Origin of the sequence: Pseudomonas laurylsulfatiphila (assembly GCF_002934665.1) — a bacterium.
Taxonomy (GTDB): Bacteria; Pseudomonadota; Gammaproteobacteria; order Pseudomonadales; family Pseudomonadaceae; genus Aquipseudomonas; species Aquipseudomonas laurylsulfatiphila.
Genome location: NZ_NIRS01000005.1, coordinates 73,915 through 88,879 on the forward strand (window position 1 = coordinate 73,915; position 14,965 = coordinate 88,879).

General features: G+C 60.2%; 11 protein-coding genes. 5 read left to right on the forward strand and 6 right to left on the reverse strand.

Annotated elements, in window-relative coordinates; all coding sequences use genetic code 11:
* Window positions 1-72: 72 nt before the first annotated feature.
* Genes pqqC through CD175_RS18805 form a run of 4 tightly spaced genes read left to right on the forward strand, consistent with a single transcriptional unit; the run spans window position 73 to window position 4,033 of the window.
* The gene (gene pqqC, locus CD175_RS18790) at window positions 73-825 is read left to right on the forward strand and encodes a pyrroloquinoline-quinone synthase PqqC (RefSeq protein ID WP_104450015.1); all 753 of its coding nucleotides are present in this window, start codon (window positions 73-75) and stop codon (window positions 823-825) included.
* Complete coding sequence (gene pqqD, locus CD175_RS18795) at window positions 822-1,097, forward strand: pyrroloquinoline quinone biosynthesis peptide chaperone PqqD (RefSeq protein ID WP_104450016.1); 276 nt, start codon at window positions 822-824, stop codon at window positions 1,095-1,097. Before pqqC ends, pqqD begins: the two co-directional genes overlap by 4 nt.
* Entirely contained in the window at window positions 1,069-2,241 is a 1,173-nt protein-coding gene (gene pqqE, locus CD175_RS18800) for a pyrroloquinoline quinone biosynthesis protein PqqE (RefSeq protein ID WP_104450017.1), read from the forward strand. The genes pqqD and pqqE overlap by 29 nt, the downstream gene beginning before the upstream one ends.
* Window positions 2,207-4,033, forward strand: a complete 1,827-nt coding sequence (locus CD175_RS18805) for a S9 family peptidase (RefSeq protein ID WP_104450018.1) — start codon at window positions 2,207-2,209, stop codon at window positions 4,031-4,033. Before pqqE ends, CD175_RS18805 begins: the two co-directional genes overlap by 35 nt.
* Window positions 4,034-4,135: 102 nt before the next feature.
* Here CD175_RS18805 and CD175_RS18810 read toward each other — a convergent pair whose 3' ends face one another.
* Entirely contained in the window at window positions 4,136-4,294 is a 159-nt protein-coding gene (locus tag CD175_RS18810; protein ID WP_003228885.1) for a YqaE/Pmp3 family membrane protein, read from the reverse strand.
* Between the two features lie 205 nt (window positions 4,295-4,499).
* On the reverse strand, window positions 4,500-5,783 hold the full coding sequence (locus tag CD175_RS18815) for an aspartate aminotransferase family protein (protein ID WP_104450019.1): 1,284 nt from the start codon (window positions 5,781-5,783) through the stop codon (window positions 4,500-4,502).
* Between the two features lie 169 nt (window positions 5,784-5,952).
* On the opposite strand from CD175_RS18815, the gene CD175_RS18820 reads away from it, so the two are divergent.
* Window positions 5,953-6,882, forward strand: a complete 930-nt coding sequence (locus tag CD175_RS18820) for a LysR family transcriptional regulator (RefSeq protein WP_104450020.1) — start codon at window positions 5,953-5,955, stop codon at window positions 6,880-6,882.
* 227 nt (window positions 6,883-7,109) lie between these two features.
* Here CD175_RS18820 and CD175_RS18825 read toward each other — a convergent pair whose 3' ends face one another.
* From CD175_RS18825 to CD175_RS18840, 4 genes are all read right to left on the reverse strand, one after another.
* Complete coding sequence (locus CD175_RS18825; RefSeq protein WP_104450021.1) at window positions 7,110-8,888, reverse strand: acyl-CoA dehydrogenase C-terminal domain-containing protein; 1,779 nt, start codon at window positions 8,886-8,888, stop codon at window positions 7,110-7,112.
* Window positions 8,889-9,064: 176 nt separating this feature from the next.
* A complete protein-coding gene (locus CD175_RS18830; protein WP_104450022.1) occupies window positions 9,065-10,861 on the reverse strand; it encodes an acyl-CoA dehydrogenase C-terminal domain-containing protein in 1,797 nt (598 codons plus the stop codon).
* Between the two features lie 85 nt (window positions 10,862-10,946).
* Complete coding sequence (locus CD175_RS18835) at window positions 10,947-12,239, reverse strand: GGDEF domain-containing protein (RefSeq protein ID WP_104450023.1); 1,293 nt, start codon at window positions 12,237-12,239, stop codon at window positions 10,947-10,949.
* 151 nt (window positions 12,240-12,390) lie between these two features.
* A complete protein-coding gene (locus tag CD175_RS18840; protein WP_240629009.1) occupies window positions 12,391-14,478 on the reverse strand; it encodes a cytochrome-c peroxidase in 2,088 nt (695 codons plus the stop codon).
* Window positions 14,479-14,965 lie beyond the last annotated feature (487 nt).

Here is a 14,965-nt window from a genome sequence, read left to right on the forward strand (position 1 = left end):
GTGGGAGCGAGCCTGCTCGCGATGAGGCCGGCAGCAGCAACACATATCCAGGTTGTTTCCCGGAGAACCCCGATGACCGACACCCCGATGTCCCCCGCCGAATTCGAAGCGGCCCTGCGCGCCAAGGGCGCCTACTACCACATCCATCACCCCTACCACGTGGCGATGTACGAAGGCCGGGCGACCCGCGAGCAGATCCAGGGCTGGGTCGCCAACCGTTTCTACTATCAGGTGAACATTCCCCTGAAAGACGCGGCCATTCTGGCGAACTGCCCTGACCGCGAGATCCGCCGCGAGTGGATTCAGCGCCTGCTCGACCACGACGGCGCGCCCGGTGAGGACGGCGGCATCGAAGCCTGGCTGCGACTGGGCCAGGCCGTCGGCCTCGACCCGGACCAGTTGCGCTCCCAGGAACTGGTGCTGCCCGGCGTGCGCTTCGCCGTGGACGCCTACGTCAACTTTGCCCGCCGCGCCAGCTGGCAGGAGGCCTCCAGCAGCTCGCTGACCGAACTGTTCGCCCCGCAAATCCACCAATCGCGCCTGGACAGTTGGCCGCAGCATTACCCATGGATCGACCCGGCCGGCTACGCGTATTTCCGCACGCGCCTGGGCCAGGCACGGCGTGATGTCGAGCACGGTCTGGCGATCACGTTGCAGCACTACACCACCCGGGAAGGCCAGGAGCGCATGCTGGAAATTCTCCAGTTCAAACTGGACATTCTTTGGAGCATGCTCGATGCCATGAGCATGGCCTACGAACTGAAACGCCCGCCGTATCACAGCGTGACCGGGGAACGGGTCTGGCACAAAGGAATCACCTTATGAGTTTCGATCGCAGCAAGACCCCGACCTGGCGTCCCGGCTACCGTTTCCAATACGAACCAGCGCAGAAAGGCCACGTGCTGCTGTACCCGGAAGGCATGATCAAGCTCAATGAAAGCGCCGCACTGATCGGTGGCTTGATTGACGGTGAACGGAATGTCGCGGCAATCATCGCCGAACTCGAGCAACAGTTCCCCGGCGTACCCGAGCTCGGTGACGACATCGAGCAATTCATGGAGGTGGCCCGTGCGCAGCACTGGATCGAACTTGCCTGATTCATCAGTGCAAGTGCCGCCCAAACCGGAAGTCGGCTTGCCGCTGTGGCTGCTCGCCGAGCTGACCTATCGCTGCCCGCTGCAATGCCCGTACTGCTCCAATCCGCTGGATTTCGCCGAACAGGGCAAAGAGCTGAGCACCGCACAGTGGATCAAGGTGTTCCGTGAAGCGCGGGAAATGGGTGCGGCGCAACTGGGCTTTTCCGGCGGTGAACCGCTGGTGCGCCAGGACCTCGCCGAGCTGATTACCGAAGCCCGCCAACTGGGTTTCTACACCAACCTGATCACCTCCGGCATCGGCCTCACCGAGCAGAAAATCAGCGACTTCAAGAAGGCCGGCCTCGATCACATCCAGATCAGTTTCCAGGCCAGCGACGAGCAGGTGAACAACCTGCTGGCCGGTTCGAAAAAGGCCTTTGCGCAGAAACTGGAAATGGCCCGGGCGGTGAAAGCCCATGGATATCCGATGGTGCTGAACTTCGTCACCCATCGGCACAACATCGACCAGATCGACCGCATCATCGAGCTGTGCATCGCCCTGGAAGCGGACTTCGTCGAGCTCGCCACGTGCCAGTTCTACGGCTGGGCGCAACTCAATCGCGTCGGGCTGTTGCCGACCCAGGAGCAACTGGTGCGCGCCGAACGCATCACCAATGAATACCGCGCCAAACTGGAAGCCGAAGGGCATCCGTGCAAGCTGATTTTCGTCACCCCGGACTATTACGAAGAACGCCCGAAAGCCTGCATGAACGGCTGGGGCAGTATTTTTCTGACGGTCACACCGGACGGAACCGCCCTGCCCTGTCACGGCGCCCGACAGCTACCGGTGCAGTTTCCCAACGTGCGCGACCACAGCATGCAGCACATCTGGTACGACTCGTTCGGCTTCAATCGCTTTCGCGGTTACGACTGGATGCCCGAGCCGTGCCGCTCCTGTGACGAGAAAGAAAAAGACTTCGGCGGCTGCCGCTGCCAGGCGTTCATGCTCACCGGTGATGCCAGCAACGCCGACCCGGTGTGCAGCAAGTCGCCACAACACGGCGTGATCCTCAAGGCTCGCGAAGAAGCCGAACACGCGACCCAGACCATCGACCAACTGGCCTTTCGCAATGAACGAAACTCACGCCTCATCGCCAAAAGCTGAACCTTTCAGCGCGGCCAAAGCCGTGGCTGCCGGTATCGATTTTGCCGAACTGCAGGTCGGGCCAAACGGCCTGTTCTGGAACGAGTACCGCCCCGAAGACGCGGCGTGCCGGATCTGGCATTGGCGTGAGGGCACAGCGAAATGCCTGACGCCGCCGGGATTCAGCGTGCGCAGTCGGGTGTACGAATATGGCGGTGGAGCGTTTTGTCTGACGGACGACGGCATCGTTTTCGTCAACGAGGCCGACCAGCAGTTGTATCGGCAAACACTGCAGGGCGATGCGCCCGAAAGGTTGACGTCCGGTGCGTGCCGTTATGGCGATCTGCAGTTCGCCTACGGGCAGGTGCTGGCGGTCGAGGAGCATCGCGACCAACACCGACTGGTGGCGATCGATCTGTTGGATGGCACACGCCACCTGCTGGCCGAAGGTGCTGATTTCTACGCAGCACCGACGCTGAGCCCTGGTGCCCGGCGTCTCGCCTGGATCGAATGGAGTCGCCCGGATCAGCCATGGACAGCGACCCGCTTGATGGTTGCCGAGCGTCTCGCCAACGACGGGTTTGCCAAGGCTCGTTGTGTGGCGGGCGACGGCGCTCAAGAGTCTGTGCAACAGCCACGGTTTGATGCCGACGGTCGCTTGTACTGCCTGACGGATCGCGCCGGTTACTGGCAGCCATGGGTGGAATCCGGGAAAGGCATGAGCCCATTGCCAAGTGCCAGCGCCGACCATGGCCCGGCGCCCTGGCAACTCGGCGGCAGTACCTGGTTGCCGATGGGCGACCACAGTTATCTGGCCAGTTGGACCGAGGGCGGGTTTGGCCGACTAGGCATAGGCGGCGACTCCTGCACCGACTTCACCGGTGACTACAGCCGCTTCCGCCATCTCGCCGTGGATGAGCAGTTCATTTATTGCATTGCAGCGTCGCCCGTCAGCTCAACCGCCGTCATCGCCATCGATCGTCTGAGCCGGCAAGTGAAGGTGCTGGCCGGCGGCATCGCACCGCTTCCTCCCGAACGGATCAGCCGCCCGCAGACCTTGCGCTACCCCAGTGGCTCAGGCGAAGCCCACGGTTTCTTCTACCCGGCAATGACCGGCGCGGCGAAACCGCCACTGGTGGTGTTCATCCATGGCGGCCCGACGTCGGCCTGCTACCCGATGCTCGATCCGCGCATCCAGTTCTGGACACAGCGGGGCTTCGCCGTGGCCGACCTCAACTATCGCGGCAGCAGCGGTTATGGTCGGGCCTATCGTCAGGCGCTTCATTTGAGCTGGGGTGATGTGGATGTCGAAGACGCTTGCGCCGTGGTCAGCTACCTCAACGAACGCAGCCTGATCGACGGCGACAAGGCCTTCATTCGCGGCGGCAGCGCCGGCGGCTACACAACGCTTTGCGCCCTGGCGTTTCACAACGTGTTCTGTGCCGGAGCCAGTCTGTATGGGGTCAGCGACCCGGTAGCACTGGGGCGCGCGACCCACAAATTCGAAAGCGACTATCTGGACTGGTTGATCGGCGATCCTCTGCTGGACGCCGAACGTTACGCCGCCCGCACACCGCTGCTGCATGCCAGCAATATCCGCGTGCCGATGATCTTCTTTCAGGGAGAACTGGATGCCGTGGTCGTCCCGCAACAGACCCGCGACATGGTCTCGGCGCTGCGGGACAACGGCATCCTGGTCGAAGCGCATTACTACGTCGACGAACGCCATGGCTTTCGCAAGGCCGGCAATCAGGCCCATGCGCTGGAGCAGGAGTGGTTGTTTTATCGGCGGGTGATGGAGCACGCCAGCTGAAATCGGTGGTGCTCAAATCGCTGGCAAGCCAGCGCCTACAGAACACTGATCTCCTGTAGGAGCTGGCTTGCCAGCGATAGCGATCTATCCAGCGCCGCAGATTCAGCGCTTGGCGATGATGTAAACCGCATGCACGATCCCCGGAATGTAACCGCACAACGTCAGCAGAATATTCAGCCAGAACGCCCCGCCGAATCCTACTTGCAAAAACACACCCAGCGGCGGCAACAGGATGGCGATGATGATGCGAATAAAGTCCATGGGGCAGCTCCTGATTGGGGTGGACTCGTTCGAGCCCTACAGCTAATCGACCTGTGCCGTTTGTCAGGGTTCAGTCCCTCTATTGCCAAGCTCCGCCCCTTCGTTGAATTTCGCAGACAAAAAAACGCCCCACACCAAAAATGTCGGGCGTGAGGCGTGCGTATTACCGCGAGACGGTTCGGGAATGTGTGCAGCGCGCGTCGGATCAGACGGCAATCCCTTTGCGGCACTGCAATTGTGCGGTGCGTACTCGGGAGAAGGCGCGCGCCAGGCGCAGGAGCATTTCATCGATGTTGGCGTTGCTGACATTCAGCGCAGGGGTAAAGCGCAGGCAGTCGGGTTGCGGGGCGTTGAGCAACAGGCCTTCGTAGAGCGCGGCCTTGACGACCGCCTCAGCGGAATCGTCCGACAGCGTCAGCCCCCACAGCAGCCCTTGTCCGCGCAACTCGCCATGACCATAACGATGGGCCAAACGCCCCAAGCCTTCATGCAGGTGCTGACCGGCTTCTGCGACGTGCTTGAGGAAAGCCTTGTCCTGCACCGTATCGAGCACCGAAAGGCCCGCCGTGGTCATCAGTGCATTGCCATGATGGGTACCGGTCATCTCGCCGGGTTCGAAACAGCAGGCCTTGCCCCGCGCCAGCAGCGCGGCCAATGGCACCCCGCCGCCCAAGCCTTTGCCGAGCACGACGATATCCGCCGTGACCCCGCAGGACTGTTCCGCGAGCAAGGTGCCACAACGGCCGATGCCGGTTTGCACTTCGTCGAAGATCAGCAATATGCCGAGTTCACGGCACAAGCGTTCGACGCCCTTGAGGTAATGCGCAGTGGCCGGGATCACACCGGCTTCGCTCTGGATCGGTTCGAGCATGATCGCAACGGTCCGTTCATCCACGGCCGCATGCAATGCCGGAAGGTCATTGAACGGGACATGGCTGAAGCCCGGCAGTTGCGGCTCGAATCGGTTGGCCAATGTCGAACTGTCCGACGCCGACATCGTCGCCAGGCTACGGCCATGGTTACCGTTGTTGGCCACAATGATTCGCGACGCACCGCCGCGATGCTGCTGACCCCATTTGCGCGCCAGCTTTATCGCCGCCTCACAGGCTTCGCTGCCGGTATTGAGCAGGTAGGCCTGATCACTGCCGGTGCTGGCACACAGACGTTCGGCAAGTCTGAGCATGCCGCGGTTATGCAGGCCGAAACCCGGATTGATCAGCGCTTGAGCCTGGGCAGTGATGGCGTTGACCAGTACCGAAGGGCTGTGACCAAGGCTGTTGGCCCCACCGCCCTGGGAGAAATCCAGGTACGCACGGTCATCGCTGTCCCACAACCATGAACCCTGGCCACGCACAAACACCTGTTTCGGCCGCTCGACACCGGGCATCAAGTACTCGCTGGAAAGACTGTTGTCTTTGGAAGGCAGGGAGGCGTCCATGACCAGATCATCAAGACTGGGAGGACTACGGCGCAGACTGAACAGATTCATCCGAAAAAACCTCTGATGAGGTTTTTTGCCTTACCTATGTCAACACCATCGAAGCAAAGGGTATTCATCGTGCTCTGTGGCCCTGTAAGCCCTGTGAATGCGGTTAGACTAGGCTCAGGCAAGGCATTCAGCCATTTCGATTTCCCAGCATTTTCGATAAGTAATACTTATGGATTTCAAGCAACTGCGTTATTTCGTCGCGGTCTATGAAGAAGGCCATGTGGGCCGGGCCGCCGAGCGCCTGTCGATCTCCCAGCCGGCGCTGTCCCAGCAAATCCGCCACCTCGAGCAAAACCTCGATGTGAGCCTGTTCGAACGCAACAGCAAACGCCTGTTGCCGACCCTCGCGGCCCACACGCTGTACAACCACGCCCTGCCTTTGCTCGATGGCCTGCAACGGGCACGGGAGGCGCTCGGCAACTTCAAGGGTCAGGCGCTGCGCACCTTGGCCATCGGTGTATTGCAGACGGTGCATACCAGCCTCGTTCCACAGATGCTCGAACGCGTGCGCAAGGCGCAGCCGCATCTTGTCGTGCAGATCTACGAACTGACCGGACTGGAAATCGAGCGGCGACTGCTCAACGGTTCTCTGGATATCGGCATCAGCTACCTGCCGCCCCGCCAGCCTGGTTTGCATGGCGTGATGCTGTACGAAGATGAACTGACCCTGGTCATCCCGGCAGAGCACCCGCTGCGTGAATTCAAGAAGGTGTCCATGAGTCAGGCCGCCGAGCTGCCGATGTTGCTGCTGGGCGAGGAATTTCAGATCCGGCAGATCTGGCAAACCCAACTGGCGAACCTCGGACGTCGCCCACAGGTGCAAGCCGAACTGAACAACATGGCCGGCATCCTCGACAGCCTGCCGCATACACGCCTGGCGACGGTGCTGCCCGGACGCTCGCAAAAGACCCATGGCAACCACGAACTGCTGTGGAAACCCCTGAGCGAACCACGAGTACCACTGAAAGTCGGGTTGGTGTGTCGGGATGTGCAACGGCAGCAGGCCTCGCTGGCCTTGCTGCGGACATTGCTGGAAGAGGTGATAAATGGCCCGGCTGAACGTTTGAACAGCCCGAAGGCTCTGGACGGGCTGAGCTAGAAACTTTTCTTCGGGCAAAAGAAAACCCCGCCGAAGCGGGGCTTTGCAGACTGTTTCCCTGACATCCATTTCACTCCGCCGTCCTGGCAGAATCCTACGTGTCCCTGTTGTTGCTTTGCGCTTCCTGCGCTACGTCCATGAGAAGTAGATTAGCTGTGGATCCAATTTGCATCTATGGGAGAACAGCAGCACGTTATGTAAGAGAATGCTTACAAACCATTACTTCATCAGAATTGTCCTGCATCCAGCAGGAACAACGATTCGCTACCGGCCTTGACCGACGCGCTCAACGAGTGAATCCGCGGCAACAGACGGGTGAAATAGAACCGTGCGGTGCCCAGTTTGCTGGCGTAGAAATCGTCTTGCGCTTCCTTGCCCAAAGCGGCCTTGGCCATCAGGGCCCACATGTAGGCATACGCCACGTAGCCGAAGACCTGCAGATACTCGACCGATGCCGCGCCGATTTCGTTCGGATTGCTCTTCGCCCGATCCAGCAACCACGCGGTCAGTTCGTCGAGGGTGGTGACGGCGTCGTTGAGCGGCTTGGTGAACTCCGCCAGGTCAGCGCTGGCCGTTGCGGTGAAGTGACGAATCTCGTCGGCGAACAGGTTGTAGAACGCCCCGCCGCTGCCGACGATCTTGCGCCCGACCAGGTCCAGCGCCTGAATGCCGTTGGTGCCTTCGTAGATCTGAGTGATGCGCACGTCACGCACCAGTTGCTCCTGGCCCCACTCGCGGATGTAACCGTGGCCGCCGAACACCTGCTGGCCGTGAATGGTGGTTTCCAGACCGAGATCGGTCAGGAACGCCTTCGCCACCGGGGTCAGCAAGGCCACCAGGTCTTCTGCACGCTTGCGGGTGGCGGCATCTTCGCTGAACTTGGCGGTGTCCAGTTGCATGGCCACGTAGGTGGAGAATGCACGGCCACCCTCGTTCGAGGCTTTCATGGTCAGCAGCATGCGACGCACGTCCGGGTGGACGATGATCGGGTCAGCCACTTTGTCCTTGTTCTGAGCGCCAGTCGGCGAACGGCTTTGCAGACGGTCACGGGCGTATTCCACGGCGTTCTGGTACGAGCGCTCGCCCGTGGCCAGGCCCTGGATACCGACACCCAGACGCTCGTAGTTCATCATTGTGAACATCGCCGCCAGGCCTTTGTTCGGCTCGCCGACCAGGTAACCCACGGCCTCATCGAAGTTCATCACGCAGGTCGCGGACGCCTGGATGCCCATCTTGTGTTCGATCGACCCGCAGTTCGCCGGGTTGCGCGCGCCCAGGCTGCCATCGGCATTGACCATGAACTTCGGCACCAGGAACAGCGAAATGCCTTTCGGGCCCGCCGGTGCATCCGGCAACTTGGCCAGCACCAGGTGGATGATGTTTTCGGTGAGGTCGTGTTCGCCACCGGTGATGAAGATCTTGGTGCCGCTGACCTTGTAGGAACCGTCGGCCTGAGGCTCGGCCTTGGTGCGAATGATCCCCAGGTCAGTACCGGCGTGTGGCTCGGTCAGGCACATGGAACCGGCCCAGATGCCGGCGTACATGTTCGGCAGGTACGCGGCTTTCAGCTCTTCGCTGGCGTGGGCGTTGATCGACAGGCAGGCACCGGCGGTCAGCATCGGATACAGACCGAACGACAGGCTGGCGGAGTTGACCATTTCTTCGACCTGGGCCGAAACGGCTTTGGGCATGCCCATGCCGCCGTAGGACGGATCGCCACCGACACCGACCCAACCGCCTTCCGCGTAGGTCTGATAGGCCTGCGGGAAACCTGCCGGCGTGGTGACGGCACCGTCGGCCCAATGGCAACCTTCCTCGTCCGCAGCACGGCTCAGCGGTGCAATGCTTTTGCTGGTGACTTTGCCGGCTTCTTCCAGGATGGCTTCGACCGTTTCCGCATCGACGGTCTCGGCCAGCGCAGGCAGTTCGGCCCAGAGTTTGGCGACCTCGAAAACTTCATTGAGGACGAAGCGCATATCGCGCAGGGGCGCTTTGTAGTCAGCCATGGCAAACCTCGCAAGATCTATACAGGTGATTCACAGAAAGAGTGTTTTTCGTTGGGTCGGAGTGTACATCAACAACTTTTGAGACACATAGGGTCAGCTCATGACTGTTTTGTTATTTTTGGTCATCAACAAAAAAGCCCGCACAAGGCGAGCTTCTTTGTAACTGATTTACATGGCTAAAGCGCAAACATCTCGGCCGGCAGTTGCATCAGACAATCGCTCCCCGCTTCGATGGCCGCCCGATGAGCGGCGGTGCGTGGCAACAGACGCTTGAAGTAAAACTCGCTGGTCGCCAGTTTGCCCCTGCAGAAGCCGGCATCACCGCTGCCAGTATCGAGCTGCGCCTGAGCCACCAGCGCCATGCGCAACCACAGGTAGCCGAGGATGATGTAACCGCTGTACATCAGGTAATCCACCGACGCGGCACCGACTTCGTCCGGGTTTTTCATCGCCGCCATGCCGACCCTGGTGGTCAACTCACCCCACTGCTGGTTCAGTTGATTGAGCTGCGCCACATACCCGGCCAGTTGTGGATGTTCGGCGTTCGCCGCACAGAACTTGTGGACGATCCTGGTGAACCCGCGCAGCAGCTTGCCCTGACTGCCGAGTACCTTGCGCCCGAGCAAGTCCAGTGCCTGAATCCCGTTGGTGCCTTCGTAGATCGGCGCAATGCGGCAGTCGCGTACTAGTTGCTCCATACCCCATTCACGAATGAACCCGTGGCCGCCAAACACTTGCATGCCATGGTTGGTCACTTCCAGGCCGGTGTCGGTCATGAAGGCTTTGCATATTGGCGTGAGGAACGCCAGCAGGTCTTCGGCATCCTGGCGCGCCGTTTCGTCCGGGCTCAAGTGTGCAACGTCGAGCAACTGTGCGGTGAAGTAGGTCAGCGCGCGGTTGCCTTCGTTGAAGGCTTTCATGGTCAGTAACATCCGCCGCACATCAGGGTGCACGATGATCGGGTCGGCGGCTTTTTCCGGGGCTTTCGGACCAGTCAGCGAGCGCATCTGCAATCGGTCGTTGGCGTATTTGATCGCGCCCTGGAAGCTCGCCTCGCCCAGACACAGACCTTGCATGCCCGTGCCCAACCGCGCGTGGTTCATCATGGTGAACATGCAGTTGAGGCCCTTGTTCGGCTCGCCGATCAAAAAGCCCTTGGCCGCGTCGAAGTTCAGTACGCAGGTGGCCGAGGCCTTGATGCCCATCTTGTGTTCGATCGAGCCGCAGGACACGCCGTTGCGCTCGCCCGCTTCTCCCGCCGCATCGGGCAGGAACTTGGGCACGATAAACAGCGAAATGCCCTTGGTTCCGGCCGGTGCATTCGGCAATTTGGCGAGCACCAGGTGAACGATGTTGGCGCTCATGTCGTGCTCGCCCGCAGAGATGAAGATCTTGCTGCCGGAGATTGCATAGCTGCCATCGGCCGCTGGCACGGCACGGGTCTTGATGATGCCCAGGTCGGTGCCGCAATGAGCTTCTGTCAGGCACATGGTGCCGGTCCATTGGCCAGCGGTGAGTTTCTTCAAATAGGTCTGCTTCTGCTCCTCGGTGCCGTGGGCGTGAATCGCCGACATCGCACCGTGGGTCAGGCCGGGGTACATGCCCCACGAGGTATTGCTGGAACCCACCATCTCGCTGATGACCAGGCCCAGAGAGATCGGCAACCCTTGGCCGCCGTAAACCGGGTCCGCCGCCAGGCCATGCCAGCCGCCCTCGACATATTGGGCGAAGGCCTGCTTGAAGCCCGCGGGCGTGGTGACCACGCCGTTGTCGAAATGGCAGCCTTCTTGATCGCCGCTGCGGTTGAGCGGCGACAGTACGTTTTCGCAGAACTTTGCGCCTTCTTCGAGGATCGCATTGACCATGTCCGGGCTGGCATCGGTGGCCCCCAGCGCAGCGTAGTTACTGTGAAAGTCGAAGACGTGGTCGATCAGAAAGCGCATGTCGCGCAAGGGAGCTTTGTACTCGGGCATGGTCATTCTCCGTCGGCAGTTTTTTCCAACCTACTGCCGCCGACACTACGCCACAATCAATGTCCAGTCGCTGAATGCGCGATCATCACTCAACCATAGCGGCGTCCATGCGCACGGCGCCGCGGCGGTTCTGCCCGAACGCCATCACGCAGTTACGCCCGGCGCCCTTGGCGCTGTAGAGCGCCTGGTCAGCGGATTTGAGCACCTCTTCCGGGGTGCGTTGATCGATCCGTTCGGCAACGCCGATACTGACCGTGACCGATACACTCGACGCACCGGAACCGGCACGCCGCTGGCGCCCCTGATTGTCGTCCTGCGGGCGGTTTTCCTGATTACGCAGCTGAATGTTGTACGTGGCGATAGACTCGCGGATGACTTCCAGGTGCGGCATGCATTCTTCGAGGGTCTTGCCTGCAAACACCAGGGCAAATTCCTCACCGCCATAGCGATACGCCTTACCCCCACCGCCGATTTTCGACAGTTTGCTGGCCACCAGCCGCAGTACCTGGTCACCGACATCGTGGCCGTGGGTATCGTTGAATTTCTTGAAGTGGTCGACGTCGCTCATGGCCAACACGTAGTTGCGCCCCAGCCGTTGCATGCGCTCATTCAGCGCACGGCGGCCCGGCAGTCCGGTCAGTTCGTCGCGGAAGGCCATTTGATAGGCTTCGTGGGCAACGGCGGCGGCGATCATCAGCATCACCTGGCTGCACATGATGTTCAGCGTGAACGGCAGGATGAAGGTCTTCGGCAACATCCAGAACAACCCGAGCAATCCCACCAGTTGCGCGGCATGCAGCGGTCGCGGGTTGCGCCAGTATTGCCAGGTCAGCAGCACAAACGCGGCAATGAACACCGGATAGGACAACTGGATCAGACTCATCCAGGCGCCATGCAAGGCGGGCCAGCGAATCTCCGACAACCAGATCAGCAGCGCATGTGGATAACTTTGCTCAAGCCCCAGCGCCACGCTGCCGACCGCCAGCAATACGGCGAATCGCGCCACCATGTCCTGGAACAGATGGGTGCGTTCCTGCCACGCCGCGAATACCCCATACAACAATGGCAGCAGCAGGCAACACAGGTGAAAGACCACGGCGGCATCGTCACGCACCTTGCCGTTGTCGCGGTAATAGTCGGTCTGGGTGTCGAGCAGGAAGTAGGCGATGTACACCGTGACCATCAGAAACAGTTCACGCTGACGTCGGTACACCGCGCAATAGGCGCCACCGAGCAACAACACCAGGGTGGGCAGCACGTTGAACAGCGAGGTGAAAAAGACGTTCAGATCCTTGATGTACGCAGCCGCAAGCCCCGCCAGCAACAGCAGCAATGACGGCAGGAAATGACTGAAACGTACAGCAGATGAGCGCGGCAAGGGTAAAGCTCCGACCCGTCAGATCAATAGATGGCAATGTGCCCACTACTGTAACGGCAGAGCCCCCGATTTACTGAGTGAAATACTGAGGTATTTGTAAAAGGGCACCACTGGCATCCATCAGATGCCAGTGGTGCAAGGGGAAATACGGTTACAGGTCGTTGTTGAACGGTTGCAGCGGACCTTCCAGACGTGTGCGACCTTCGGCACCGACCGGTCTGAGCTGGATGTCGGCGTCCTGCGCCTGCCTCGTTGTGATCTTCGGACTGGCCGGTTTTTGCCCGACGGAGTTTTCATCACCCTTTTCGCCCTGAGGCAGGACCAGCGAAGGGTGATCGAACGGCGCCCTTTCCCACGCCACCCGAGGATCGGTCAAGCCGACCTCCATGAACTTGACCAGCGCCTCCACTTCATCCGGGGTGAGGTTCAGCCGGGTCATGTCCGGGTCGAGGTTCGAGCCGTTGTGCTGATTGACCGCCGGGTGCTGGAAGCCACTGGTGTTGCTGGCATCCTCGCCACGCCGATCGCCACCACGGTTGTAGAACTCCATGACCTGCTGCAGCGTTGCGCGACTGCCGTTGTGGAAGTACGGGCCGGTCAACGCGATATTGCGCAGGGTCGGTGTCTTGAAGGCGCCATCGACCGCGTCGCGGAAATCGACATTGGGCTTGAGCGTCGCATCACAAGGGATGGCCGGGCTCAAACGCGCTTCGAAGGTGCACACGTCGACGTCCAGCGGATCAGGGATCGTGCCGCCCTTCAGTACGGTGTTGTACTGACGGGTGAAAGACAACGGATTGCCCCACGCATCCGAGCCACCGAGTGCCAGGTCTTCCGAGGTCGGGCGCACCCCGGTGTTGTAGAAGCCGTTGTCATAGAGTGTGGTCAGGTTGTCGGCCATGACCATCCGTTCGATACGTTCCCGAGGATGGAACAGCAAGCGGCTGCCGGCGTTGGTCAATTCCGCGCCGCCGTGGCAACTGATGCACTTGCCTTTGCCCAGGAACAGGTTCATGCCCTGAACCTGCTGGCTGTTCATGGCGGTGTGATCGCCCTGCAAATAGGCATCCAGCGGTGCCTGGTCCGAGATCAGCGTGGACTCATACAGCTGAATCGCCAACCCGAAGAACAGCGGGAAGTTCGCCTCCATCTGGGTGTATGGCGCGCCACCCAGCGAGACCTGCTGCGTGGCATTCCACAAGCGCGGCTGGAACGCGTTCTTGATCAGTTCACGGTAAGTCGGCCGGCGGGCACCGGATACCGGCCCGAGCACCGAATCAGTGGATGAAATCCGCTGCTGCTTGAGCATCAAGGTGTCGAGCATGCGCCGGCCGATGTCGGCGAAGGTACGCCCACCGCAGGACATTTCCACCGGACTGCCAGGCGGCCCAACCGCTTGCGAGGCGGCGGAAGCATCCTTGAGCGCCAGCCTGACTTTGGTCGCCACGCCACTGCGATCGCTGGTCACGAAAATCCCGGCATCAGGGTCGCGATTGCCGAACGGCGAGAAGCCGTTGAAGACGTTATTGGCCCGGCCATCCCAGAAGTTGCGCACGTTGAACGCGGCGTTGATCACCGTGGGTGCGTTGCGTCCGGTGCTGCGGCGAACATTGATCCCGCCCACCTGGAAGATGCCGTCCGGTTGCTGAATGCACTTGTCGAAACGCGCCTGATGGGGCTTGACGAAGTTGGCGTCGAACACGCCTTGCGAGCCGATCACATCGTCAGTCGAGTAGAGAATTGCCGAATTGCGATCCAGGGGATCTGCCAGCACATGGGTTGGGAAGTCGCTTTTCTTCAGCAGGTAGTTCGGACCGCCCTTGCCTCCTGATTTGGTGGTGTAGCTTGGCACGTCACCCGGAATGTCCGAGGCGGTGAACGGTTTGTTGAAGATCGACGAGACATTCGCGTTGGTGTTCGCCTGGCCCGGGTTGATCTGGTTGGTGGTACGGTGATCGGCACCTGCGTGGAAGTGACATGACGCGCAAGCCGTGGAACCGTCACTGCCGACCTCCATGTCCCAGAACAGTGCCTTGCCCAGAAGCACTGCTGCCGGGCGATTGAGCACGTAGTCGGTCATCAGGTCGACTTTGCGTCCACCTTCGGTTCCCGAGGGGTCGGGCGGGAGCAGACCACGCAGCGATTGCAGAGTGGGCACGTCCGGCACGGGCGGATCGACCGCTACCGGGTCCGCGGCCAAAACATTCATGACAGGCAGGCCGGTGGCGAAGAGAGTCATCGCCATCGCCTGGGCCAAACAGGTGGTTCGCAAGATGCTCAAATACTTAAACATGACGACGTTCCCGATTCAGTACGGAGTAGTCAGGCTCCGCGATTACCCTGTTGCGAGATGAACTAATTGCCATGAATCCTGCTGCTCGCTCGAATAACCACATCAACTTTAAGTGACATGAGCAAGGCGAGACCTAACTGGCAAGGCACTCTCGTGACCCAGGTATTTTTAAACAATGATATTTCGCACCACTGGGTAGCGCTTCACGAAACTCTAGACGTAACAAAACATTTCAACAGGAAAATTTCAATATTTTTTTAATTTAAGCGAATCAAGAAACCCTAGTAATAACAGCAACTGCGCACTATTCCTCAGTTCTGGTTAAACTTTACCCATTATTGGGTGACATTCCCCGGACAGCCAGTAACAGGTGATCAACAACGACCTCTAAAGCCAGATTTTAAAGGGCACAACGTCACCAGGCGCGTTTTTT